At 68.3% G+C, this 23,384-nt stretch carries 31 protein-coding genes; 15 read left to right on the forward strand and 16 right to left on the reverse strand.

Annotated elements, in window-relative coordinates; all coding sequences use genetic code 11:
• Positions 1 to 147 precede the first annotated feature (147 nt).
• Positions 148 to 1,791 carry a nif-specific transcriptional activator NifA gene (gene nifA / locus H5U26_RS12945; RefSeq protein WP_290620359.1) on the forward strand — a complete coding sequence of 548 codons (1,644 nt, stop codon included), beginning with the start codon at positions 148 to 150 and terminating at the stop codon, positions 1,789 to 1,791.
• 167 nt (positions 1,792 to 1,958) lie between these two features.
• Here nifA and H5U26_RS12950 read toward each other — a convergent pair whose 3' ends face one another.
• From H5U26_RS12950 to H5U26_RS12985, 8 genes are all read right to left on the reverse strand, one after another.
• Positions 1,959 to 2,915, reverse strand: a complete 957-nt coding sequence (locus H5U26_RS12950; protein ID WP_290620360.1) for a VOC family protein — start codon at positions 2,913 to 2,915, stop codon at positions 1,959 to 1,961.
• Between the two features lie 63 nt (positions 2,916 to 2,978).
• Positions 2,979 to 3,905: a VOC family protein gene (locus tag H5U26_RS12955; RefSeq protein ID WP_290620361.1), complete on the reverse strand. Its 927-nt coding sequence runs from the start codon at positions 3,903 to 3,905 to the stop codon at positions 2,979 to 2,981.
• A 55-nt stretch (positions 3,906 to 3,960) separates the two neighbouring features.
• A complete protein-coding gene (locus H5U26_RS12960) occupies positions 3,961 to 4,290 on the reverse strand; it encodes a 2Fe-2S iron-sulfur cluster-binding protein (protein WP_290620362.1) in 330 nt (109 codons plus the stop codon).
• Positions 4,291 to 4,300: 10 nt separating this feature from the next.
• The gene (locus tag H5U26_RS12965; RefSeq protein WP_290620363.1) at positions 4,301 to 5,890 is read right to left on the reverse strand and encodes an indolepyruvate oxidoreductase subunit beta family protein; all 1,590 of its coding nucleotides are present in this window, start codon (positions 5,888 to 5,890) and stop codon (positions 4,301 to 4,303) included.
• Positions 5,891 to 5,905: 15 nt separating this feature from the next.
• Positions 5,906 to 8,041, reverse strand: coding sequence for an indolepyruvate ferredoxin oxidoreductase subunit alpha (locus H5U26_RS12970; protein WP_290620366.1), 2,136 nt, complete (start codon positions 8,039 to 8,041; stop codon positions 5,906 to 5,908).
• A gap of 38 nt (positions 8,042 to 8,079) precedes the next feature.
• Complete coding sequence (locus tag H5U26_RS12975; protein WP_290620368.1) at positions 8,080 to 8,541, reverse strand: MaoC/PaaZ C-terminal domain-containing protein; 462 nt, start codon at positions 8,539 to 8,541, stop codon at positions 8,080 to 8,082.
• Positions 8,542 to 8,548: 7 nt separating this feature from the next.
• Positions 8,549 to 9,328 (reverse strand): enoyl-CoA hydratase-related protein, encoded by a 780-nt coding sequence (locus H5U26_RS12980; protein ID WP_290620369.1) that lies wholly within the window; start codon positions 9,326 to 9,328, stop codon positions 8,549 to 8,551.
• A gap of 44 nt (positions 9,329 to 9,372) precedes the next feature.
• Entirely contained in the window at positions 9,373 to 10,164 is a 792-nt protein-coding gene (locus tag H5U26_RS12985) for an enoyl-CoA hydratase-related protein (RefSeq protein ID WP_290620371.1), read from the reverse strand.
• Between the two features lie 1,129 nt (positions 10,165 to 11,293).
• Between H5U26_RS12985 and nifB the strand changes: the two genes are divergently transcribed.
• The 14 genes from nifB (at position 11,294) to H5U26_RS13055 (ending at position 18,887) form a co-directional block, all read left to right on the forward strand.
• Complete coding sequence (gene nifB, locus H5U26_RS12990) at positions 11,294 to 12,853, forward strand: nitrogenase cofactor biosynthesis protein NifB (protein WP_290620373.1); 1,560 nt, start codon at positions 11,294 to 11,296, stop codon at positions 12,851 to 12,853.
• A gap of 29 nt (positions 12,854 to 12,882) precedes the next feature.
• Positions 12,883 to 13,107, forward strand: a complete 225-nt coding sequence (locus H5U26_RS12995; protein WP_290620375.1) for a 4Fe-4S binding protein — start codon at positions 12,883 to 12,885, stop codon at positions 13,105 to 13,107.
• 8 nt (positions 13,108 to 13,115) lie between these two features.
• Complete coding sequence (locus H5U26_RS13000; RefSeq protein WP_068802278.1) at positions 13,116 to 13,496, forward strand: iron-sulfur cluster assembly accessory protein; 381 nt, start codon at positions 13,116 to 13,118, stop codon at positions 13,494 to 13,496.
• Positions 13,497 to 13,583: 87 nt separating this feature from the next.
• On the forward strand, positions 13,584 to 14,078 hold the full coding sequence (locus H5U26_RS13005; RefSeq protein ID WP_366055959.1) for a hypothetical protein: 495 nt from the start codon (positions 13,584 to 13,586) through the stop codon (positions 14,076 to 14,078).
• Positions 14,065 to 14,862, forward strand: coding sequence for a 4Fe4S-binding leucine-rich repeat protein (locus tag H5U26_RS13010; RefSeq protein WP_290620381.1), 798 nt, complete (start codon positions 14,065 to 14,067; stop codon positions 14,860 to 14,862). The genes H5U26_RS13005 and H5U26_RS13010 overlap by 14 nt, the downstream gene beginning before the upstream one ends.
• A complete protein-coding gene (locus tag H5U26_RS13015; RefSeq protein WP_290620383.1) occupies positions 14,855 to 15,175 on the forward strand; it encodes a nitrogen fixation protein NifZ in 321 nt (106 codons plus the stop codon). The genes H5U26_RS13010 and H5U26_RS13015 overlap by 8 nt, the downstream gene beginning before the upstream one ends.
• Positions 15,172 to 15,411 (forward strand): nitrogen fixation protein NifZ, encoded by a 240-nt coding sequence (locus tag H5U26_RS13020; protein WP_290620385.1) that lies wholly within the window; start codon positions 15,172 to 15,174, stop codon positions 15,409 to 15,411. Before H5U26_RS13015 ends, H5U26_RS13020 begins: the two co-directional genes overlap by 4 nt.
• Before the next feature lie 10 nt (positions 15,412 to 15,421).
• On the forward strand, positions 15,422 to 15,784 hold the full coding sequence (locus H5U26_RS13025) for a hypothetical protein (protein WP_290620387.1): 363 nt from the start codon (positions 15,422 to 15,424) through the stop codon (positions 15,782 to 15,784).
• A gap of 34 nt (positions 15,785 to 15,818) precedes the next feature.
• Complete coding sequence (gene nifT / locus H5U26_RS13030) at positions 15,819 to 16,031, forward strand: putative nitrogen fixation protein NifT (protein ID WP_290620389.1); 213 nt, start codon at positions 15,819 to 15,821, stop codon at positions 16,029 to 16,031.
• A gap of 10 nt (positions 16,032 to 16,041) precedes the next feature.
• Entirely contained in the window at positions 16,042 to 16,293 is a 252-nt protein-coding gene (locus H5U26_RS13035) for a DUF6129 family protein (protein WP_290620391.1), read from the forward strand.
• Positions 16,290 to 17,444 (forward strand): DegT/DnrJ/EryC1/StrS family aminotransferase, encoded by a 1,155-nt coding sequence (locus H5U26_RS13040; protein ID WP_290620393.1) that lies wholly within the window; start codon positions 16,290 to 16,292, stop codon positions 17,442 to 17,444. Before H5U26_RS13035 ends, H5U26_RS13040 begins: the two co-directional genes overlap by 4 nt.
• 25 nt (positions 17,445 to 17,469) lie before the next feature.
• Positions 17,470 to 17,775, forward strand: a complete 306-nt coding sequence (locus H5U26_RS13045) for a 2Fe-2S iron-sulfur cluster-binding protein (protein ID WP_290620395.1) — start codon at positions 17,470 to 17,472, stop codon at positions 17,773 to 17,775.
• Between the two features lie 39 nt (positions 17,776 to 17,814).
• Complete coding sequence (locus H5U26_RS13050) at positions 17,815 to 18,036, forward strand: hypothetical protein (protein WP_290620397.1); 222 nt, start codon at positions 17,815 to 17,817, stop codon at positions 18,034 to 18,036.
• Positions 18,036 to 18,887: an SIR2 family protein gene (locus H5U26_RS13055; protein WP_290620399.1), complete on the forward strand. Its 852-nt coding sequence runs from the start codon at positions 18,036 to 18,038 to the stop codon at positions 18,885 to 18,887. Before H5U26_RS13050 ends, H5U26_RS13055 begins: the two co-directional genes overlap by 1 nt.
• A gap of 6 nt (positions 18,888 to 18,893) precedes the next feature.
• Here H5U26_RS13055 and H5U26_RS13060 read toward each other — a convergent pair whose 3' ends face one another.
• From H5U26_RS13060 to H5U26_RS13095, 8 genes are all read right to left on the reverse strand, one after another.
• On the reverse strand, positions 18,894 to 19,430 hold the full coding sequence (locus H5U26_RS13060; protein WP_290620401.1) for a DUF924 family protein: 537 nt from the start codon (positions 19,428 to 19,430) through the stop codon (positions 18,894 to 18,896).
• Positions 19,431 to 19,584: 154 nt separating this feature from the next.
• Positions 19,585 to 20,304, reverse strand: a complete 720-nt coding sequence (locus tag H5U26_RS13065; protein WP_366055960.1) for an SIMPL domain-containing protein — start codon at positions 20,302 to 20,304, stop codon at positions 19,585 to 19,587.
• Positions 20,305 to 20,517: 213 nt separating this feature from the next.
• The gene (locus H5U26_RS13070) at positions 20,518 to 21,123 is read right to left on the reverse strand and encodes a 2-hydroxychromene-2-carboxylate isomerase (protein WP_290620405.1); all 606 of its coding nucleotides are present in this window, start codon (positions 21,121 to 21,123) and stop codon (positions 20,518 to 20,520) included.
• A 24-nt stretch (positions 21,124 to 21,147) separates the two neighbouring features.
• On the reverse strand, positions 21,148 to 21,639 hold the full coding sequence (locus tag H5U26_RS13075; protein WP_290620407.1) for a cupin domain-containing protein: 492 nt from the start codon (positions 21,637 to 21,639) through the stop codon (positions 21,148 to 21,150).
• Between the two features lie 15 nt (positions 21,640 to 21,654).
• On the reverse strand, positions 21,655 to 22,011 hold the full coding sequence (locus H5U26_RS13080; protein ID WP_290620409.1) for a nuclear transport factor 2 family protein: 357 nt from the start codon (positions 22,009 to 22,011) through the stop codon (positions 21,655 to 21,657).
• 25 nt (positions 22,012 to 22,036) lie between these two features.
• Positions 22,037 to 22,480 carry a PaaI family thioesterase gene (locus tag H5U26_RS13085; RefSeq protein ID WP_290620411.1) on the reverse strand — a complete coding sequence of 148 codons (444 nt, stop codon included), beginning with the start codon at positions 22,478 to 22,480 and terminating at the stop codon, positions 22,037 to 22,039.
• Positions 22,461 to 22,859 (reverse strand): nuclear transport factor 2 family protein, encoded by a 399-nt coding sequence (locus H5U26_RS13090; protein WP_290620413.1) that lies wholly within the window; start codon positions 22,857 to 22,859, stop codon positions 22,461 to 22,463. The genes H5U26_RS13085 and H5U26_RS13090 overlap by 20 nt, the downstream gene beginning before the upstream one ends.
• On the reverse strand, positions 22,856 to 23,377 hold the full coding sequence (locus H5U26_RS13095; protein ID WP_290620415.1) for a DinB family protein: 522 nt from the start codon (positions 23,375 to 23,377) through the stop codon (positions 22,856 to 22,858). The genes H5U26_RS13090 and H5U26_RS13095 overlap by 4 nt, the downstream gene beginning before the upstream one ends.
• Positions 23,378 to 23,384 lie beyond the last annotated feature (7 nt).

Here is a 23,384-nt window from a genome sequence, read left to right on the forward strand (position 1 = left end):
CAGGGCCCCGGGTGGATTGCCGTGCGCCTGCCGTCGATGCGCGGTGGTGGCGATTTCCCGCGGCTGGCACCCGTATTGCATGCTTTGAACTGGTGACAACGCCCGCGCCCTGGCGGGTGGATACCCAATTCCTGCCGAGGTATGCCCATGTCCACAGCGGCGCTGGTCGACAGCCCCAGACAGCAGGGCACCGAACTGCTCGCGATCTACGAAATCAGCAAGATCCTGAGTTCGTCCCTGGACCTGAAGCGCACGCTGCGCGGCGTGCTGAACCTGCTGGCCTCCTACATGCGGATGCAGCGCGGCACGGTGAGCCTGCTCGACGCCGGCGACGAGCTGCGCGCCATCGGCGCCGCCGACCTGTCCGAAGAGGCGGTGCTGCGCGCGCACTACCGCATCGGCGAGGGCATCACCGGGCGCATCCTGCAAACCGGCTCGCCGTGCGTGGTGCCGGACATCGCCCGGGAACCGCTGTTCCTGAACCGCACCGGCGCCCGCGACCTGGCCGCCGGGCAGGTGATCGCCTTCATCGGCGTGCCGATCAAGGTCGGCCGCGACACGGTCGGCGTGCTCACGGTCGACCGCGACGTGACCGACGAGCCGGCCAATTTCGAGCGCGACGTGCGCTTCCTGACCATGGTGGCGAACCTCATCGGCCAGACCGCGCGCCTGCACAGCAACGTGGCCGCCGAGCGGGCCGAGCTGCTGCAGGAAAAAAGCCGCCTGCAGAAGGAACTGCACGCCAAGTACCGGCTCGACAACGTCATCGGCGCCAGCAAGGGCATGCAGGAAGTGTTCGCCGAGGTGCACCAGGTGGCGGCCGGGCGGGCCACCGTGCTGCTGCGCGGCGAATCCGGTACGGGCAAGGAAGTGATCGCCCGCGCCATTCATTTCCTGAGCCCGCGCAAGGAAGGGCCGTTCGTGCGCGTCAACTGCGCCGCGCTGTCCGAGAACCTGCTCGAATCGGAACTGTTCGGCCACGAGAAGGGCGCCTTCACCGGCGCCCACGCCGACCGCAAGGGCCGCTTCGAGCTGGCCGACGGCGGCACGCTGTTCCTGGACGAGATCGGCGAGGTGTCGCCGGGCTTCCAGACCAAGCTGCTGCGCGTGCTGCAGGAGCGCGAGTTCGAGCGCGTCGGCGGCAGCCGACCGATCAAGGTCGACGTGCGCCTGATCTGCGCCACCAACCGCAACCTGGAAGAAGCCGTCGGCAAGGGCACCTTTCGCGAGGACCTGTATTTCCGCATCAACGTGGTGACGGTGTTCCTGCCGCCGCTGCGCGAGCGGCGCGAGGACATCCCGCCGCTGGTCGAGCACTTCCTGTCCCGCTACAACGAGGAAAGCCACCGCGCCATCACGCTCAGCCCCGAGGCGCTGCAGATCATGCTGGAATGCAACTGGCCGGGTAACGTGCGGGAACTGGAAAACTGCGTCGAGCGCTGCGCCACCATGACCCGCGGCGATACGATCCGCGCCACCGACATGCCCTGCCAGCACGGCAAGTGCTTCTCGCTGGTGCTGCAGGGCTACACCACGACCCAGCGGGAGTCGGTGGTATTGCCGCCGGTCGCGCGTGCGCGCCTGCCCAGTCCTGTTGCAACTCCCGGCGCAGCGGTAGCCCCGGCCACCGCATCCGGCGACGCGCCACCTGACGACGAACACGAGCGCCTGGTGTGGGCCATGCAGCAATGCGGCTGGGTGCAAGCCAAGGCGGCGCGCCTGCTCGGCATCACGCCGCGCCAGATCGGCTACGCACTGCGCAAATACAACGTGCAGGTACGGCGCTTCTGAGGTCAGCTCACTTGGGTGGTAAGGAAACCTCTGAACCCATGATCCCCCGTCGTTGCGAGGAGCGCGCGGCGCGACGTGGCAACCTTGCCTTTGGTTTGACCGGGGGCGTGCCGGCGGGCGGCAAGGCAAGGTCCTAACGTCGCTGCGCTCCTCAGGACGACGGGGCGTTACAGCGACGGCTGCAGGAATGCCGCCTGCAGGTCCCGATCGAAGTACGACAGCGCCTTGCCCAGTTGCGACTCGGTCCAGCGCACGGCCTCGAATTCCGGGTGAACTTCGGTGATGCGCCCGCCGGCGCACAGCTCCAGACGCACGCCGAACGGATCGTGGAAGTGCAGCGAGAAGGTCTTGCCGTAGGACTGGCGGGTCGGGCCGTAGATGTCGATGTTCACGCCGGCCTCGCGCAGGTACTGGCCATCGATCAGGATGTCGTTCGGGTCTTCCTTGGTAAAGGCGATGTGGTGCAGGCGCCCGGCCGGGCCGGGGAAGATGGCCAGCTCCTGGCCGCCGGCTTCCTTCTGCATGCGAAACAGCAGCGCCGACAGCAGCCGCCGGCCGTCGTCGCTGTCGATGCGCTCGGAGATCACGAAGCCGAGCGCCTGGGTCAGGAAGTCCACCGCCGCCTGCGGGTCCGCCACGGTGATGCCGGCGTGGTTCAGGAAAAACGGCGCCGGGGTGCCGCGCAGGGGCCGCGGCGTGACCCAGTCGGGTGAGTCGAAGCCGGTCATGTAACCGATCTGCGGCAGGTCGGCAAACAGGCGCAGCGTGGGGCCACCGGGGACGGCGAAGGTGATGGATTCGCCCATGCCGGACAGAACTCCGGCTGGATGATGAGCGACTTCCACTCCGGCCCTTATCACATTGTTTTCAAGCTGTTTCATGTCCTTAGAATCCCGCACCTGGAAGCCGATTTCGACCAGGCGATTCTCGGGCGCCTCGTCCAGCACCAGGGAGTAGGGGAAAGCCTCGTGCCAGCAGCGCAGGTAGAGGCGGTCCGGCTGACGGTAGGTTTCGACCAGGCCCAGGGATTCACAGTAGAAGAACTGCGCCTGACGCAGGCGCGAGTCGTTCAGCGCCAGGCGCACATAGGCGATGCGGATGATGCCGCCGTGTTTCAGGGCCATGCCGGGATTCTCCTTTGCCCGCCGACGCGGGCCGCGTGTTGGGTCGTATTGCCGAACGTCAGGTCAGGTGACTTCTGCAAAAAAAGCCTCCGGCACGGCGTTCTCGTAATAGAACGCGCCGCGCGGGAAATGCTCCGCCTGCCAGACGATGGGCGGCACCCAGCCGGGCGCGCCGGGGGCCAGATAGGCCCCGTTGTAGAACTCGTTGCGGTTGCCGGACGGATCGTGGAAATAGATGGTGGTGACGCCGGCGATGCCGTGCCGGGTGATTCCGTATTCGAGCGCCGGGACGGCTTTTTCCTTCAGCAGGTCCACGCCGTGGATGACCTCGGTGCGGCTGTCCATGCCGAAGGCCATGTGGTGGAAGTGGTTGTCCGGGCCGGGGCCGATGGCCAGGTCGTGCATGGTGTGGCCGCAGGTCAGGAACGCGGCGAGCGTGTTGCCGGCCGGATCGACGACTTTCTCTGTCAACGAGAAATCAAGCACTTCGGTCAGAAACTTGACGTTGTCGCCCGGATTCTGGGCCGAGATCAGGGTGTGATCCAGATGCGTCACCCGCCCGCCGGGGGTGCTGTGTGCGGACACCGGATTGGGGTTCTCCATGCCGGTGAGGTAGCCCACTTTATCGGCGTGGTAATAGAGCACCATGTGCTGCCCGGACGGCAGCGGAAAGCGCACGCCCTCGCCCTGGCCCTTGACCGCACCGGCGGGTACCCGCGTTACGGGCAAACCATACGCGGTCACGGCGGCGGCGGCTTCGTCCAGGTCGGCCGGATCGCTGACCTTGAAGCCCAGGTGCTCGACCCCGGCGGTTTTTGCCGGATTCAGGATCACGCAGTGGTGGTCCTGGGTGTCGGCGGCTTGCAGGTAGACGCGGCCTTGCGCATCGCGGTCGGTTTCACGCAGGCCCACCACGTGGACGTAGTGCCGCGCGGCGGCCTCCACGTCCATGACGTTGATGCTTGCGTATGAGAATCGGCTGACGGCCATGTCTGGCTCCTCTGTGGGGGTGTTCGGGGTCTGGCGCCCCGTCAGTTCAATTCGATTATCCGCCCAGGATGCGCGACAGCGGCGCCCTGTCGCGCTGTCGCCACGGATGGGCGGTTTCGACCACCAGCGGGCTGATCGGGACGGCTCGGCACAGCAGGGTGTAGTCCTCGCTGCCGGAGCCTTCGTCCAGCCAGCGCGACGAGGCGGGCAGGGGATAGTGCACCGCGCCTTGCAGCAGGCGCGCCCGGCAGGCACCGCAGCCGCCCTGTTCGCAGGCCACGTGCAGCGTCACGCCGGCCCGGCGGGCGGCGACCAGCACCGTGTCGTCCGCTTCGCAGGCAAAGCTGATTTCGGACTGGCCGGCGTGACGCAAGGTGACCTGCATGGGACGGCGCCTAGGCCGCGGCGCTGGATGCCGGCAGCGCCGCGGCCAGGCGATCGCGCAGCAGGTACAGGCAGGCGGCGCCCTTGCCGGCTTCGCTCGCCAGCAGTTTCAGGGCCTCGTCGCCCACGGCTGCGGCGTCACCGCCGGCGGCGGCTAGCTGTTCGAGCAGCGGCAGGCCCTGGTCGATGAACATCCAAAGATCATCCAGCGCCTTGTCGCGCACGCGGCCGTAGCCCTTGACCACGCGGCCGGCATCGGCGGCCAGCCGCCCGAGCGTCGCATCGCGCCCCAGCCAGTGCAGCACGGCGTCGCGCCAGCGTTGCAGCAGGATCAGTTCCTCGTGATGGCGCAGGGAGCGGCGGCGCAGATGGCGCATGGCCGCGACCAGGGACATGGTCAGATAGCCCCAGGGCCGGTTGATGCGCACGCGCATGGGCATGGCGATGTGGTCGAAGTCCGCGCGCCAACGCCGGCCGCGCTCGCGTATCCAGCGGCCGATCGGCGCCGGCAGCATGCCGTAGATCTGCGGCGGGTCCGGGGCCAGGAAATCGTCGACCCAGAACGGGTCTTCGCCGCGCACGTTGTGGTCCTGGCGCATCTTGGCGAAACGCTCCGGACGCAGCTTCAGCTGGGCCACGCGCTGGGCGTCCTCGTAGCTCATCCAGTTGGCCAGGTGCTGTGCGTAAGCTGCGGTAACGATTGAGCTGTCGGCGCCTGATTTGGCGGTCTCGGCGGCGTGGACTTCCTGCACGCGGGCGATGTAGTCGCGCACGTAGGCGGCGTCCTGGAAGTCCAGCAGGCGGTAGCAGGCCTCGGCAAAAATGCGCGACAGCGGCGGCACGGCGCTGCGCGCCTGATCCAGCAGTCTGCGGTAGTCGCTGCGCCGGCGTTGCGGCAGGGCCTGTTCGCGCTGCTGCGCCAGCTGCTGCCAGTCCAGCACCTCGCTTTCCTTGAACAGGGCGCGCGGCAGGGTGCCGTCCCGCATCATCCGGTAGCCCAGGTCAAAGGCCTTGAGGTTGTCGGCGACGCCGACTTCGGCCTCCTCGATGGCGCGGTGGAAGGGTTCCGCCGGCAGGTCGAACACCTTGCTCGCCACCACGGCGCCCAGCAGCACGGCATTGCTCGACAGCAGTGACAGGCCGGCCTGTGCCACCACTTCCTGGGCATGGAACAGGTAACTGTCGCTGGACAGCGTCTCGGCCGCCTTGCGGATGACGCCGGACGGGTAGATGCCGCCCTCGGCCGGGGTTTTTTCCAGCGTGCCGTAGTAGCGGTAGGTGTTGGCGATGATGGTGCAGTCCGGGTGCGCGAAACCGCCCTGCAGCAGCCGGCCCAGTTCCAGGAATTCCTGGCTCAGCAGCAGGTCCACGTCGCCCGGCACGGCGTAGGCGGACAGGATCGGTGGCTTGTCGCCGTGGGGTCGCGCCTCGACGTAGTAAATGACCGAACCTGCCCGCTGCGACAGGCCGAGCAGGCCGATGCTCTGCGCCTGCCAGCCGGCGTTGATCAGGCCCTTGACCATCCAGTCGCTGAGGACGCCGCCGCCCTGGCCGCCGACGGTGCCGATGAGGATGCGCGTGGCGCGTTTTTTCTGGGGCATTGCTTGGTTCCGGAGTCAGGCTGCGCGCAGCGCCGGCAGCAGGCGCTCGCTGAGGCGTTGCATGAAGCGCTCGAAGCGGCTGGCGTTGCGCACCACGGTCACCTTGTGAAAGGACGGACACAGCTGGGCGGCGTGGGCGATTTCGCCGCACACGCCGCAGCCGACGCAGGTGGTGTCGATGGCCGCCACCGGCGCGGTCTTGAGCGTGTTGGGGGATTCTTCCAGCGTCAGCGACGGGCAGCCGTTGACGCGCATGCAGGAGTGATCGCCGACGCAGACCTCCTCGTCCACGCCCAGGCGCTCGACCTCGGTGCGCTTGCCTTCGGCAATCGCCTTGGCGCGCATGGGCTTGACCGTGCGCTGGCGCTGCAGCTGGCACTCGGCCTCCGAGATCAGCACCCGCAGCTGTGGGTCAGGATCGGCCTGGATTTTCTTCAGCTTTTTCTGGAAGTCGCGGAAGTTGTATGGGTTGGCCTTCTCGACGTGCTTGACGCCCAGGCCCTTGAAGGTGCGCTCGATGTTGAACACGCCGCCGCTGGCCTGGCCGGTCAGCTGCGCACCGGAGTTGGGGTTCTCGTGGGCGCCGGTCATGGCGGTCCACTTGTTGTCGAGCACCAGGTAGGTGGCGTCCTGCTTGTTGTAGAGGCCGTTCACGACGCAGGTGTTCAGCGCCGAGTGCCACAGCGTGCCGTCGCCGACCACCGAGACGTTCTTCTGTTCCGAGATGGCCGACAGCGCCGTGGCCGCCGCAAGACCGCCGCCCATGCCGATGTTGGAGTCGGCCATGTGGAAAGGCGCCAGGCCGGCCATGCCGTAACAGCCGACGTCGGTGGCGTGCCAGTCCTTCTGGCCGGTGAGCATCTCGTTGATCTTCATCATGCTGAACACGGGCCGCTCCGGGCAGCCGGTGCAGAAGGTCGGCGGGCGCGGCGTGACCGGCTTGGGGAACAGCGTGGCGGCCAGCTTCTGGCGCTCCACGTAGCCGTTGGCGGTGGCGCTGATGGCCTCGGCGCGCTCCGGCAGCAGGCGGGCCATGAACTGCGCCAGCGCCGGCAACACCCGGCCGGGCACCAGTTCGCCGACGCCGGGGATCAGGTCGTGGCCGTGGAACGGCGTGGCGATGCCGCGCTGGTGCAGCATGGCGCGGATCTGCTGTTCCATCAGGTCCGGCTGGCCTTCCTCGACCAGCAGCACCTCGCGCTTGTCCTTGATGAAATCGATGATCTGCTCGTCGCACAGCGGGTAGACGACGTTCAGTTGCAGCACGCTGATGGCCGGATCCGTGACCCCGTCCTCGTCGGCCAGGCCCAGATTGGCCAGCACGCGCATCACGGTGTTGAACACGGTGCCATGGGTGATCAGGCCGATCGGCGCGTCCGGGGCGCCGAAAATCTCATTCAGACCGTGCTGAACGATGTACTCGCGCGCCTTGGGCAGGCGGTCGCGGTAGCGCTCCAGTTCCTGACGCTGGGTGTTGGGCGGCAGCGGGTAGCGGGCCGGGTCCTTGATGCCTTCCTTCAGCTTGTGGATGACGTTGTACTGGCCGATGCGGTTGTCGCCGACGGTGACCTGCGCATTGGCATGCGACAGCTGCGGGCGCAGCAGCAGGGCCACCACGCTGGTCGCTGCCTCGGACAGCTCGAAGCTCTCGCGCGTCATGCGCAGCAGCAGCTGCTGGTCGGCGCGCGGGTCGATCACGATGATCCCGGACTTCATGGCCCACGGCAGAGTGCGCTGGGCGACGGTGGTGCTGGACACGCCGTAGTCCTCGCCGACCACCAGCACGCAGCCGCCCAGCGGGCCGATCTGCGACACGTGATCGACCACGTCGGTCGACACGCCGTTACCGAGCACTTTCCAGGTCACCGCGCCGCGCACCGGGGCGAATACGGAGGCCGTGCACATGGCGGCGGCGGACATCTCGTTGGCGGACGATTCCACGTACACGCCGTATTTCTTGAGCACCGGCTCGTAGGCGTCGGCGGCAGCGTCGATCAGGTTCGCCGTCGGCGCGCCCGGATAGCCGCCGAAGTAGCTGATGCCGGCTTCGAGCAGGCCCTTCAGCACCACCAGTGCGCCGTCGCCGTACAGGGTCTGGCCGCTGGTGTGTTCCAGCTGGTCGATTTCGGAGGTATTGAATGCGTGGCTCATGGGACGGCTCTCGAAGACAGGTGAGGGGAGGGGCCGGATCAGACCGGGCGGCGGCGCAGCATGCGCGTGGCCAGATACTCCAGCACCGCATCGCCGGACTGGTTCGTCACCCGGTTGCGGGTGGTGACCAGGCCGCGGTCGGGTTTGGACGTTTCGCGCCGCTCGGCCAGGGAGACGTTCACTTCGATGGTGTCGCCCAGGTACACCGGGCCCTGCATCTTCAGTTCGGCACCCAGGAAGGCGATGGCGCTGCCGTGCAGGTGGCCGGTCTGGATCACCAGGCCCTCGGCGTAGCTGAACACCAGCGCGCCCGGCGCGATGCGCCGCCCGAACGGCGTGTCCCTGGCGATGTACTCGGCGTCCATGAACAGCGCCTCGTTCATGCCGACCAGCGTCACGAAGCTCAGGATGTCGAACTCGGTCACTGTGCGCCGACCGGTGGTGAGCGTCCAGTCGGGTGCGTAGTCTTCCCACCATTGCACGGGCATGGGCACGGCCATGGGCACCTCAGCGGCCGGTGAAGCGCGGTGCGCGCTTCTCAAGGAAGGCCTGCACGCCCTCGTGGTGATCGTGCGAGGCGTGCATCAGGCCCTGACCGGCGGATTCGAGATCCATGAAGGCGTCGAAGGGCATGCGCACGGCATCGCGCAGGGCGTGCTTGGCGAAGGTCATGGCCAGCGTGGCGCCTTCGGCCAGTTCCGCCACCAGGCCGTTCACCGCGTCGTCGAAGCCGGCCTTGGGCACTACCTCGGTGTAGATGCCAAGGTCCAGCGCCTGCGCAGCGGTCAGCGTCTTGGCGCGCAGCACGATGTCCTTGGCGCGCATCAGGCCCACATGCTGGGCCAGCAGCCACATGACGCCGGCGTCCGGAATCGCCCCGATCTTGCCGAAGGCGGTGACGAAGCTCGCTTCCTCGGTGGCAATGACGAAATCGGCCGCCAGCGCCATCGCCAGGCCCGCCCCGGCCACCGGGCCCTGCAGGGCGCACACCAGCGGCTTGTCGAGCGTGATCAGCGCCCGCGACAGCGGCCGGATGCGCAGCGCAATGAGGTTGCGGATCGCCACTGGGTGCGTGTCCGTGAACAGGTCGCGCAGGTCGCCGCCGGCGCAGAACACCGGCCCCGCGCCGCGCAGCACCAGCACCCGCACGCCGGTGTCCAGGTTCACCGCCTCCAGGGTCTGGCGCAGCTCTTCGATCATGCGCCCGTTCATGGCGTTACGGACCTGCGGGCGGTTCAGCGTGATCGTGGCGACGGCGCCGTCGACGGCGTAGGTGATGGTTTCCATGGTGCTCTCGGGCGGGCAGGGGTGGCGCAGGCTTACTGGCAGGCTTACTGGAACTTGGGCTTTTCCTTGGCGAAGAAGGCGCGCAGCGCCTCGCGGTGATCGGCGCTGGCAAAGGTCAGCCCTTCCATGGCCAGCGAGGCGGTCAGCACCTGCTCGATGACCTGACCGACGAACAGGTTCACCGAGCGCTTGGTCAGCTGGATCGCCAGCTGCGGTCCGCTGGCCAGCTTGCGGGCCAAGGCGTAGGCGCGGTCCTGCAGTTCGGCGGCCGGTACGGCGTGATTGACCAGGCCGATCGCGGCCGCCTGGGTGCCGGTCAGCGCATCGCCGGTCATCAGGAATTCCTTGGCCCGGTTGGGGCCGATCAGCAGCGGCCAGATGATGGCGCCGCCGTCGCCGGCCACCACGCCGATCGACACGTGCGGGTCGGCGATCTTGGCCGTCTCGTCCATGAAGCTGACGTCCGCGAACAGGCCGATGGTTGCGCCCAGGCCCATGGCGTGGCCGTTGATCATCGACACGATCGGTTGCGGCGTGTTGGACATGGTCTTGACGATGTCCAGGCCTTCCTTGAGCACCACCGCGTAGCGTTCGCCCTTGCCCTCGATGCTCTCGATCCATTTCAGGTCACCGCCGGCACAGAAGGCCTTGCCGTCCGGGTCGCCGGTCAGCACCACCACGCGCGTGTCGGTGTCCAGCGCCACCTCCAGAAACACCCGCGCCAGCTCGGCATGCATGTCGGCGTCGACCGCATTGCGCGCGGTCGGATTCGACAGCGCAATGGTCAGGATGCTGCCGTCGCGGTGGAACTTCAGGCGCTGGTAATCCTGGTACATGTCTTCCTCCTGATGCCGAATGGTTTGTTTTGAGGCCGAAACCGATGCGCAAGGATAACGCACGGCGCGCCGGCCTACCCGCCGTTTGGGAGCGTTGCAATCAGCATCGGGACACAAGCGCCTGGACGGGCGTGTTGTAAAGGCGCCAGGCACAGCACCGGCGCGCAGAGCGGATTTTTCGACGGGGTCCACCGCTGGCCAGCGGGCCGAAGCGCATGTGAGAAGCGCATGCGAAAAGGCCAAGGCGCCGCCCAGCCGCGCCCCTGTGGAAGCGATTACGTCTTGCCCCCCGGCGAGGACGTTCTGCGGCTGATCCCCGGAGCGATGGCCGGACAGGTTGAGGACGCGCTACGGCGTGTTTGACTTGGCGGTGCCGCCAGTCGTGGAAGCCGCAGTGGGACACCACCAGCCCGCGGCACAGCAACCGCAGCGGATAACGAGCCCGTTCACGCGCGACGAAGGCGTACCTCACTTGGGCTCCCTGGCGAAGAACGCAGTCGCTTTTAATTTCAGGATCTCGCGCTCCATCTTGAGCGTCGCGTTCTTGGCCCGCAGCCGGGCCAGCTCGCTGACCGCCTGGCGGCTGGGCGAGCTCAGCGAGGGGCCGGATGCGCCCAGCCAGTTGGCCAGGGGTCTTGGCCGACATGTCCAGTTGCCGTGCCGCTTGGGCGGGTCCCATCGCCCTGAGGAGCGCAGCGACGTGAGGGCCTTGCCTTCATGGGTTGCGTCGGCAGCGCCGACGTACAGTCAAGGCCAGGTTGCCGCGGCGGCTGCGCGGCCTCGCAACGACGCCGAGATATCGGGCGAGGGGGGAAACGGTGGCCGAGCGTCTGAAGCCCGAGCGACTGACACCCAGCAGCCGGCGCAGGCGGACGGTGTCGGCCTTCTTCTGCCACTGATGGATGCAGCGCGTCGCGTTTGTCGTACCCCTATCGGGGGTGCGCCCGGATTGTCGCGTCTGCGACATCCGACAATTCTCGATAAACAAACGCCATATCAGACTGTTGCGCCTTCATGAGCCGCTGGCACGGCGGTTGCGAAAGGTGTGCTGACTTCCCCCACGCGATCGCACCGTAGCGCTCGCGGCCCGCTGGCACCGGGCCACAGTCAACGCACATCAGGAGGCGCCATGCACGCTGAAACGAATCATCCGAACATCCAGCCACTGCTGCCGCTGGACGCGCTGTTGCAGAAGGCTGCCGAGCACAAGGGCTGCGGCACCTCCAGCGAGGGCGGCAAGGCGAGCTGCGGCTCGTCCGGCGGTCCGGACAACATGACTCCGGAGGTGTGGGAGAAGGTCAAGAACCATCCCTGTTATTCCGAGGAAGCCCATCACCACTACGCGCGCATGCATGTCGCGGTGGCGCCGGCCTGCAACATCCAGTGCAACTACTGCAACCGCAAGTACGACTGCGCCAACGAGTCCCGCCCCGGTGTGGTGAGCGAAAAGCTGACCCCCGAGCAGGCCGCCAAGAAGGTGCTGGCGGTGGCTTCGACCATTCCGCAGATGACGGTGCTCGGCATCGCCGGCCCCGGCGATCCGCTGGCCAATCCGGACAAGACCTTCAAGACCTTCGAGCTGATCGCCAAGACCGCGCCGGACATCAAGCTGTGCCTGTCGACCAATGGCCTGGCGCTGCCGGATCACGTCGACACCATCCAGTCGTTCAACGTCGACCACGTCACCATCACCATCAACATGGTGGACCCGGAGGTCGGCCAGCACATCTATCCGTGGATTTACTACCAGAAAAAGCGCTGGACCGGCATCGATGCGGCGCGGATTCTGACCGAGCGGCAGATGCAGGGACTGGAGATGCTCACCGCGCGCGGCATCCTGTGCAAGGTCAACTCGGTGATGATTCCGGGCATCAACGACAGGCACCTGGTCGAGGTGAACCGGGCGGTCAAGTCCCGCGGCGCCTTCCTGCACAACATCATGCCGCTGATCTCGGCGCCGGAGCACGGCACCGTGTTCGGCCTGAACGGCCAGCGCGGCCCGACCGCGCAGGAACTGAAGGCCTTGCAGGACGCCTGCGAGGGCGAGATGAACATGATGCGCCACTGCCGCCAGTGCCGCGCCGACGCGGTCGGGCTGCTGGGCGAGGATCGCAGCGCCGAGTTCACCACCGAAAAGATCGACCAGATGGAGGTCGTCTACGACGCCACCACCCGCCGCGAGTACCAGCAGGTGGTCGAACAGGAGCGCCAGGCGACAGTGGCGGCCAAGAAGGCCGAGCAGGAACAGCTTTCGCAACTGGCGGATGCGGAAGGCATCTCGATGCTGATCGCGGTGGCCACCAAGGGCCACGGCAAGGTCAACGAGCACTTCGGCCACGCCACCGAGTTCCAGATCTACGAAGTCAACGCCAAGGGCGCCAAGTTCGTCGGCCACCGCCGGGTGGACCTGTACTGCCAGGGCGGCTACGGCGAGGAAGACTCGCTGGTGACCGTCATCCGCGCCATCAACGACTGCCATGCCGTGTTCGTCGCCAAGATCGGCGGCTGCCCGAAAGACGACCTGAAAAAGGCCGGCATCGACCCGGTGGACAAGTACGCCCACCAGTACATCGAGCAGTCGGCCATCGCCTATTTCATGGACTACGTCGGCAAGGTTCGGGCCGGCGAGATCACCCACCAATCCCGAGGCGATGCGGACATCCGCCAGGGCGCCTACATCGCCGCCTGATTTTCATTGACCCAAAGGAGCCTTGCGTCATGGCTTACAAGATCGTCGCCTCCCAGTGCACCGGCTGCTCGGCCTGCGAGCCGGAATGTCCCAACCAGGCCATCTCGGAAAAGAACGGGGTATTCGTGATCAACCCCAAGAAATGCACCGAGTGCATCAATTACTTCGACGAGGCGCAGTGCGCGGCGGTATGCCCGGTGGACGACACCTGCATCATCGACCTCGCCTACCCGCGCTATCAGGCCAGCGCGTGAGGCCCGCCGTGGATATCACCCTGACCCCGGCGGCGCAGAAGTTCATGCGCCGCATGGTCCGCTTCGGCGGCGACGGCGTGACCGGCTTTCGGCTGCTGGTGAGTCCGGGCGGCTGCTCGGGCCTGGCCAGCGAGTTCACCGTCGAGGTGGCGCCGCCGGCCGGCGATGTGGCCCTGGAGATGGACGGCTTCAAGCTGTTCCTGCCGGCCCAGAGCCGCCTGCTGCTGCAGGGCGCGACGGTGGATTTCGCCGACACGCCGACCGAGTCGGGCCTGACCTTTCGCAACGTCGCCGGCGCCGGCAGCTGCAGCAGCACGGCCAGTGCGCCCACCGCGCCGGCCCTGGCCACGGTCGACGTGGCCAGCATCGGCCGTCAGCGCCGCTCGTAGGGACGGACCGTGGCCGCCGTTCTGGAACCGCTACGCCGTGCATCAGCGCCCGAACCGGCCGCAGCCGCTCCGACCAGCGTCGAGCAGGTGTTCCTGGCGACCACGGTGCTGGGCGGCGCATTGCCGCCCGATGCCGAAAGACATCTGCGAGCCGCCGGCCTGAACTACCCCGACGATGCCGTGGCGGAGCGGCACCTGGCCGCCGCGGCGGCGCTGGCGCCGGACCATGCGGCGGTGCTGATCGGCCGCTACCGGTACTTCTTCTACAAGGGTCGCTGGGCGCAGGCGCTGGCGGTGGCCGAGCAGTGCCTGGTCTGGGCGGCGCGGCATCTGGGGCTACCGGCCGACTGGACCGAGGTGCGGCGCAGCGCCGCCGACTTCGACGATTACGACGCCGTGCTGGCGCGGTTCTATCTGTTCACGCTCAAGGGCTATGCCTATCTGCACCTGCGCCTGGGGCAACTCGGTGAGGGCCAGCAGGCGGCGCGCAAGCTGCTGGAACTGGACCCTGCCGACCGCATCGGCGGACAGGTTCTGCTGGACGTGCTGCTGCGCCTGGAGCAGGGCGATGACGACGACTGAGTCGGACATCGACGCACTCGATTTTCGCGGCCAGGCGCTGCCCTGTGCCGCCTGCCGGCACCGGGACTGGCTGGCCGACGGCGCCTGCCGGCCGGGCCAGGCCTGCGTGCACGACCGCTACGCGCGGCGCATCGACCGTTTTTTCAGTTGGCACCCGGAACTGGCCGCGGACTACTTGGAGCACCCGTATTTCGAGGCGCGCGCCGTGGCCGCCAAGTACGCGCCGGTGTTTCGTCTGCTGCCGCTGCTGGACGATCCGGACGAGACCGTGCGCTGGAGCGCCGCCGCCCGCCTGCCGCAACGCCACCTGCTGCGCCTGCGGGACGATCCGCACCGCGAGGTGCGCATCCGCGTCGCCCACCGCTTGCAAGGCAGTGACCTGGAAGCCATGCGCCACGACACGGACTACTACGTGCGCCTGGTGGTCGCCAGACGCTTGCCGGAGCATCGCCTGGGCCTGCTGCTGAATGATCCGGAACCGCAGGTGCGGCGCGAACTGGCGCGGCGGCTGGATCCGTCACGGCTGATCTGCCTGGCCGCCGACGAGGATGCCGAGGTCCGCCTTGAAGTGGCCCGCCGCCTGCCGCCGCACCTGCTGGTCTGGCTCAGCGGCGATGCCGACTGGCGCGTGCGCTACGCCGTGACCGAGCGCATCGCGCCGAAGCAGCTCGCGGCGCTGCTCGCAGACCCCGACCCCCTGGTGCACGCGTTGGCGAACGAGCGCCTCGCCGAGTGCCGGGAGCCGTCTTTCCCCACTGACCGTCAGGGTGAACAGCATGGGTGACATTGCCCGCGATTCGGACACCAATGAACTGGTGGGTCCGCCGCGTTTCAACTACGGCGACAAGGTGCGCAGCCGCAAGACAGTGCGCAACGACGGCACCTTCACCGGCCGGGAAATCGGCGACGTGCTGGTCAAGAAAGGCGACGTCGGCTACGTCACCAGCATCGGCACCTTCCTGCAGCAGTTCTACATATACGGCGTCGATTTCGTGTCGCACGGCTACCGCGTGGGCATGAAAACCCGCGAACTGGAAGCGGTCGAGCCAGCGGTGGAGGCTGCGCAGACCGAGACCGATAGGCAGGCCCAACCATGACGCCCGGCGAACCGGCCCGGTTTTCCTGGGGTCAGCGGGTGCGGGCGCTGATCGACCTGCACAACGACGGCTCCTACCCCGGCTTGCCGCAAGACGCTCTGCTGGCCCCGGCCGGCAGCACCGGCGAGGTGGTGCAGGTCGGGGTCGAGGTCGAGTCCGGCGTGTCGGTATACCTGATCGAGTTCGGCCCCGGCCGCGTGGTCGGCTGCCTGGAACAGGAACTGGACCCGGCCTGAGGACATGGCCATGACCGCGCCCAGCGCCCTTCAAGCCACCGCGCGCCATCCAAACGAGGTGGACCTGAAACGCATTGCCCGCGCCCTGCACAGCCGCCGGCGCTACCGCTACGTGACGCCCAGCGTGCATGCCGCGCCCGGCGGCTACCGCATCGACAGCCCGTGCTGTTCGCGAAACGTCGACCCCGGCGGCGGCGTGATCGACATCGCGCTGCTGGAACACCGCGCCGACGCGGCGCCGGACAGCGGCCCCTGGTGCCTGTACGCCCGCGACCACGTCGCCGGCGCCTGGCAGTTTTGCGGCAGCCACCGGCGCCTGGCCGATGCGCTCGATCTGCTGTGCACCGATCCCGAACGGCGCTTCTGGCGCTGACCCTGACCACACCCTGCCACCGGAAGCCCATGCCATGAAAGTGATGATCCGCAAAGACGCCGCCGGCAGCTTGAGCGCCTACGTGCCCAAGAAGGATCTGGAAGAACCCATCGTGGCGATGGAGAAAACGCAGATGTGGGGCGGTCAGGTGACGCTCGCCAACGGCTGGCGGCTGGAGCTGCCGGACCTGGCGGCCGACACGCGCCTGCCGGTGACGGTGGAAGCCCGCCGGCTGGAAGACGCCTGAGCCGGCCGCCATGGAAAGCGTCGACCTCGAAGCCCTGGATGCCCTGCTGGCCGCCGCCGGTGGCCCGGACGGCGCGGCGCTGCGCGCGCGCTTTCCACGTCTGACGGTCACCCGCTGTGACGCCGCCGACCTGGCCGAGTCGCCCTACCGCAGCTACCCCGGTTTCGATCTGCACCTGGTCAACGGCGCCGGCCATTGCTGGCAGCTCACCGCCGACCCGGCGCAGGCCACCGGCATCGTCCTGGCGAGGCGCGCACCGTGAGCGACGACTGCACCATCCTGTTTTCCGACCCCGACATCTCGACTGCCGAGCTGGCAGCGGTGGACGCCGTGCTGCGCTCGCCGAATCTGGGCGACGGCCCGCAGGTGGCCGCCTTCGAGGCCGAGTTCGCGGCCTATCTGGGCCGCCGTCACGCGGTGGCGGTGGCCAGCGGTCGCATCGGCCTGCTGCTGGCGCTGCGTGGCCTGGGGATAGGCCCGGGCGACGAGGTGATCGCGTCCGCCTATGGCTGGCGCGAGACCGCCCATGCCATTGCGCTGGCCGGCGCCACACCGCGTTTCGTGGACGTCGACTACTGGTCCGGCACGCTGGCGCCGGACAAGGTGGCCGCTGCCGTCACGCCGGCCACGCGGGCCATCCTGGCGGCCAACACGCTCGGCCACCCGGCCGCCTGGGAACCGCTGCGGGCGCTGGCCGACCAGCACGGCCTGCGCCTGATCGAGGATTCCAGCGAGGCCATCGGCTCGCTCTACCGCGGCCAGCCGGTCGGCAGCTTCGGCGACCTGGCCGTGTTCGATTTCAGCCAGCCGGCAGCGCTGTGCTGCGGCAGCGGCGGCATGCTGGTCACCGACGACGCCGATCTGGCCGCCATGGCGCGCCGGCTGCGCGGCCGGCGGCCGGCCGACCGGGGCAACATCGTCGGTTCCGGCGTGGTGCCCTACGCGGCAGACCTATCGGAAATACAGGCAGCGCTGGGCCGGGTGCAGCTCGAACGCCTGCCGGCCATCCTGGAGCGGCGCCTGCAGGTGGAGGCCTACTACCGCGAGCACGTGCTGTCCTTCGAGGGCATCAAGCCGCCCTACCAGGCGCCCGAGGTCGACCAGGTGCACTGGTTCTTGTACGTGGTGCACCTGGGCACGCGCTTTAGCCGCTCCAGTCGCGACGCCATCGTCGAGGATCTGCGCACCGAGGATGTCGAGTCGCATCCCTACTGCCAGCCGCTGCATCGCCAGCGCGCCTATCTGCCGGCCGGCACGGCGGCGATCAAGCTGTTCGTCACCGAAAAACTGGCCGACCGCGCCGTCGCGCTGCCGTTCCACGGGCACCTGACCGAGGAACAGGTGGCCTTCGTCGTGGCCACCATGAAGGACGCCTCGGTCAACGTCGGCGCCGGGGCGGCGATTTATCTGTAGTCAGCAACCCATAAGGAGACCGTCCATGCCATTCATCACCGTCCAGCCGTCCGGCAACCGTTTCGAGGCCGCGACCGGCAGCAGCCTGCTGGCCGCCCTGCTGGCCGCGGGCGAACCCATTCCCCACAAATGCGAAGGCAAGGCGCAGTGCGGTTCCTGCCATGTGTTCGTGCATGAAGGCCGCAAGTCGATCTCGAAGATCGGGGCGGCCGAGAACGAGCGCCTGGACGCCATCGTCGGCGTCGGCTCGAAGTCGCGCCTGGCCTGCCAGTCGCTCCTTGGCACGGAGGATGTCACCGTCGAACTGCTCGGTTTCGGCTCCGGTCTGTGACCGCCGCCGGTTCAATCCCCCACACCTGGAGATACCCACATGGCCGCGGATGAAACGATGATTCACGTGCGCTTCGCCCCGGACGGCACCGTCACCGAGATCGGCGCCCGCCCGGCCGGTCTTGGCGCACAGGACTGGTTCAACCTGCTCAGCGAGGTCGCCGGGCAATACTTTGCCGCCCTGTCCGGCGGGCGCGGCCTGTTTCGCCTGCCACCGGCGGCGCTGGGCGCCGTGCAGGCCAAACTGGACGAGGCCGCCTGATGGACACCGCCGTCGCCGCCGTGCTGGCCGGCCTGTCTGCCGGACAGGTGGTGCCTTACCTTGGCCCCGGCGTGCTGGCGCTGGCCGGCCCGGCCTGCCCGCTGCCGGCCTCGCCACAGGCACTGGTCAAGCACCTGACGGCCAAGGCCAGCGTGCCGCACAAGCTGCTCGGCAACCTCACCGCGGCGGCGCAGTTCATCGAGAACTTCAAGCACCGCAAGACCGTCGCCGCCGCCATGCGCGAGGCCTTCGCCCCGGCCGTCGCGCCCACGGCGCTGCACCGGTTGCTGGCGGATATCGCCGGCCTGCCGCTGATCGTGCACGCCTGGTACGACGACCTGCCGCAGCGGGCGCTGGCCGGCCGGGGCGACTGGGGCATGGTGCAGGGCGTCAGCCAGGCCGAGCATCAGGGCGTCTGGTGTCACCATTTCGACGCCGCGGGCACCCTTACCACCCCCGAGGCGGCCGGCGCCTGGACCACGCTGCTGTACCAGCCGCTGGGCTCGGTGGCGCCGGCCGGCAATTTTCTGGTGTCCGATTCGGACTTCGTCGAGGTGCTGACCGAAATCGACATCCAGACGCCGATCCCGGCCGAGGTGCAGCGCCGCCGCGCCGGGCGGCAGTTCCTGTTCCTGGGCTGCCGCTTCGACGACCAGCTCGGCCGCACCTTTGCCCGCCAGGTCATGAAGCGCTCGTCGGACCAGCACTACGCGGTGTTGCCGGAAACACCCAGCCGCAACGAGGCGCGCTTTCTGGCGCAGCACGGCATCGAGGTGCTGGCGCTGTCGCTGGCCGACTTCACAGCCTGCCTGGCCGGTGAGGCAATGCCGGCACAGGCGCTGGCTGGCTGAGCCGGCTCAGAAGTCCGCGTCCGACTGCGCCAGAAAGTCCGCCTCATCGGGGGTCGAGGGACGGCCGAGGATGGCGTTGCGGTGCGGGTAGCGCCCGAAGCGGTCGATTACCGCCTTGTGGCGCAGTTCGTACTGGTGGTTGTCCTGCGGCGCGAAGGCCGCGAACAGCGGCTCCGCCAGCGCGTGGATGGTGCGCGACTCGCTGTGCATGTAGGGCATCAGCATGAAGCAGCGCTGCACCGGCTCCAGTGCCCTGAGCACGCCGGCGGCCACCGCCTCCTGCGCCAGTGCCAGGGCCATGCCGTCTTGGGCGAAGGCGTGCGGCGTGTCGCGGTGGATGTTGCGCGAGAACTGGTCCAGAACGATCACTTCCGCCAGCCGTCCATGCGGCGTGGCACGCCAGGTGTACAGCTCGCAACTGGCGGCCTGCTGCAGCAGCGCCGCGTAACGCCGGCGGATCAGCGCATCGAAGGCCGGGACGCCGGCCCACCACTGGGCGGGCTCGGTCTGTTCGAACCAGAAAGCGAGAACGTCGTCATGCATGCGGGCGGTGCTGCCGGTAGCCGAGGGGCTGCGACAGCTTACTTAAGAAGATCAGCAGCCTAGGAGCCATGCATTTGGTCGCCAGCAGACGCGTGCGACGGCCAATCGACTGTGCCAAAGCCGACGCAGGAATGTGGCATCCACTCGTACCGCGTCAGTCCGACAGGTAGTACTCGACCGTCGACACCACCCGCACCTTCTTGATGTGCGGGTTGTTCTTGTCCCGCGGCTCGATGCTGAACTGGCCCTGGGAGGCGCTCTTGATCTTGCCTAGTGTGCTGTGCGAGTCGGCGGCGAACTTCTGTGCCACCTGTCGGGCGTTGTCGGTGGCTTCTTCGATCATCTCCGGCTTTACCGCATTAAGCCGGGTGAACAGGTAATCGGTCTGTGACTGGTAGTCGCCGCCGGTAAAGGCGATGCCCTGCTTGCCGAGCTCGGACAGCGCGCCCATGATCGAGCGCACCGCGTCGATGTTTTCCGAGTACACGGTGACGGTCTGCTGGGCCGTGTAGCGAAACTCCGGTCTGGCATTGTTGCCGTACTGCTGGGCTGACTTGTCGGTCACGGCAGGGGCGGACGCGGTGATTTCGCCCTCGGCGACGCCGTGTTCGACCAGAAACGTTCTGACCCGGGCCGTGTTGTCCTCGGTCACGGCGTACAGGGCCTGCAGATCGTTGCCGGCGGCGGTGAACTGTATCGGCCAGATCACGACATCGGCCGGATATTCCCGCTCCGACAGTCCCTTCACCGTCACGCTGCGTTCGTACTGTTTCACCCGGATGGCCGATGTCCCGAGCAGGTAGCCCAGGGAACTCAGGCCGAGAAAGATGAACACGCCCAGCAGCAGGGCGCCGAGTCTGTCGTTGCGCAGCATGGTGTTGCCCATCACGGTGTCGTGTGCTCCGGACACGGGAGTCGGCAGCGTAACCCAAGGTTCATGTCAGTCGGCATGACACCGGTTCGGGTCTCGCCCGACCGGTCGTGGCGTGACGCCGAGACCGCAGGCGCATTCGGTGATTCCGCCACAGTGATGCCCCGGCACGCGCCGCGCGGCAGTATTCGCCGGGAAGCGCATCCATGCTGCGGTTCACGCCGCGGGTGGACCCTCGCCGCGCGCCGCCGCCAGCAAGTGGGGGATGCGGTCGTTGCCCCAGAACAGGCGTCCGTCGAGCGCAAAGGTGGGCACGCCGAACACGCCGCCGTCGGCGGCCCGGTCGGTGGTGTCAATGAGCGCCTGCTTGATGCCGGGGTCGGCAATCTGCGCCCTGGCCCAGGTTTCCGGCAGCCCGCAGGCGCCGGCGACATCCAGCACCACCTGCGCCTGCTGCAGGTCGCGTCCCTGTGACCAGGCGGCGTCGGCCAGGTGGCGGGCCAGCACCGCGCGCCGGGCGGGGTCGGTCACCGCCAGGCACAGGCGCAGGCCGTGCAGCGGGTTGAACGGGTGCGCCGGCGGGCCCGTGAAGGGCAGGCCGCGCTCGGCGGCGCGCCAGCGGATGTCGTCGAAGATCTGCGCGCGCTTGCCCGGCACTTCCACCGGCGCCGGCTGGCCGTGGCGCTTGAGGATGGCGCCGAAGGCGACCGGCGTGACGATCACGGCGCGGCCGGTGGCCTGCTGGATGGCGTCTACGGCGTGCAGCGCCAGCCAGGCGTAGGGGCTGACCAGATCGAAGTACAGCGTGATGGGCGTGGCCATGACTTGCTCCTCGGTGACGCAGCGTCAGTACGCGGTGCCGTCCTTGCGGGTGAAGCGCCAGCCGGCGCCGGTGAGTTCGGCGGCCAGGTCGTCGTCCGGGTAGGTCACCCGGTCGCCCGGCGTGCGGTCGCCCACTTCCAGGTACAGCACCTCGGCAGCGCTGCGGTTGATCAGCTGATGGGCGTCGCCGCTGCCGGCCGCAAAACCGGCGCACATGCCGGGCTCCAGCAGGGTCTCGCCGGCGTCGGTGACCAGTGTCGGGCAGCCCGCCAGCACGTAGATGAACTCGTCCTGCGCGGTGTGGGCATGGCGCAAGGCCGAGATGGCGCCCGGCGCCAGGCGGGTCAGGTTGACGCCGAAATTGCCCAGCCCGAACACGGCACCGAGTGCACGCTTCTCGCGCCCGGCCAGCGCCGCCTCCACTTGCGCCACGACGGCATCCGGATAGGCAGAGACGCGGCGGCGGGGCGGGCAGTCGGCGGCGCGCACGGCAATCGGCGGTTTGGGGTCGGGCATGGGATTTCCCCCCGGTCAGGCGGCGTAATGGGCGGCGGCCTGGATGACCTGGCCATCGGGCCCGAACTCGAACCACTCCGCCGCCGGGCCGCGGGCGCCCTGGTAATGCAGCAGCAGGCTGTCGACGCCAACAAAGACGTCGATCAGCGTGAACCGCAGATCCGGCAGGCGGCGCAGCGCTTCGGACCAGTAGGCGCCCACCGCGGACTTGCCGCTGAGCCGGCCGGATGGCACGCCGGCGAGCTGCGCGATCAGCGGCGAGCTCATGGTGAAGTCGTCGGCGTAGTGGGACAGGATGGCGTCCAGATCGTGCCGGTTCCAGGCGTCGATCCAGTCGGCAGCGAAGCGGTGGGCGAAGTCGGGGTCGAGCACGGCGCGGCTCCTGTGCGAATGGGTTTCAGGCAGCGGACGGCAACAGGGCCATCAGCGACACCAGGGCGCGGGCGCACAGGGTCTCGGTATCGCCGTCCCGGGCGTACACGTTGGCATCGCAAACGGTCAGCGTGCGACCGGCCTTGAGCACCTGCGCCCGGCCGAAGAACGCCTGGCCGCGGGCCGGATTGAGCAGGTTGATCTTGAACTCGGTGGTCAGCACCTGCGCCTGCGCCGGCATGAGCGAGAAGGCCGCATAGCCGGCGGCGTTGTCGGCCAGCGTACTGACCACGCCGGCGTGCAGGAAGCCGTGCTGCTGCGTCAGCCGGGGGTCGAACGCCAGCGTGATCTCGCAGCTACCCGGCTGCAGCCCGGTGAGGCGAGCGCCCAGCGTGGCCATGAACGGCTGCGCCGCGAAGCTGTCGCGCACGCGGCGCTGATAGTCGGGGTCAGGAGCGGTGAATGACATGCGGCTTCTCCGGCGCGCGCGGCGCCAGTGGATGGATGGCGGTGTGGCTCAGCAGGCCGTTCGGCCGGAAACGAAAGGTCTGCGCATGCAGCCGGCCGCCGCTGCGGTACAGCAGGACCATGCTGTCGGTGCCGGTCAGGGTGGCGGTTGCCGCCAGCTGCAGGCGCGGCGCCACGGTGAGCGAGGCGGCGGTCAGTGCCCGTGCCCACCAGGCAGCCACTGCGGTCTTGCCGCGCAGGCGGCTGCCTGGTGCCGGCAGGCGCGGAGCGGTCAGCTCGATGTCGTCCGCGCAGTGGGCCAGCACGGCGTCCAGATCGTGCCGGTTCCAGGCGCCGATCCAGGCGACGGCGAAGTGCCGGGCAAAGCCGGTGGTGATCATGTGCTGGCCTCGTCCACATGGGCCACGCCCGGCATCCAAACCAGATCGATGTCGCCGTAGTCGACGCCCAGGCGGCTCAGCAGCGCCGTCAGCTGCCCGCGGTGGTGAATCTGGTGGTTGAACAGATGCGTCAGGGCAGTCCACCGCGGCAGGGTCATGACCTTGCCGGTCACCACGCTGGTGTAGCGCACCGGCTGCATCAGGTCGGTTTCCCGGCAGGTCTGCAGGTAGTCGTGCAGCGCGGCGTCGGCTTGCGCCTGACGCCGGCGCAGGGCCGGCAGGTCGGGAGCCAGCTCGGCGTCCAGCCGGCTGGCCGGTGGTGCGGTGCCGCGGATGCGCGCCTGCCACAGCAGGTCGCCCAGCAGAAGATGGTTCAACGTGCCGTGCACGGACCGGAAGAACGCGCCCAGGTCGGCCCGGTAGTCAGCAGCGCTCAGGCCGGCACAGGCGTCATACAGGCGTGTGTTGACCCAGCGGTTGTAGGCCGCGGAAAGGCGCAGTTGTGTCAGGGCGTCCATGCGGTCT

This window comes from Immundisolibacter sp. (assembly GCF_014359565.1).
Taxonomy (GTDB): domain Bacteria; phylum Pseudomonadota; class Gammaproteobacteria; order Immundisolibacterales; family Immundisolibacteraceae; genus Immundisolibacter.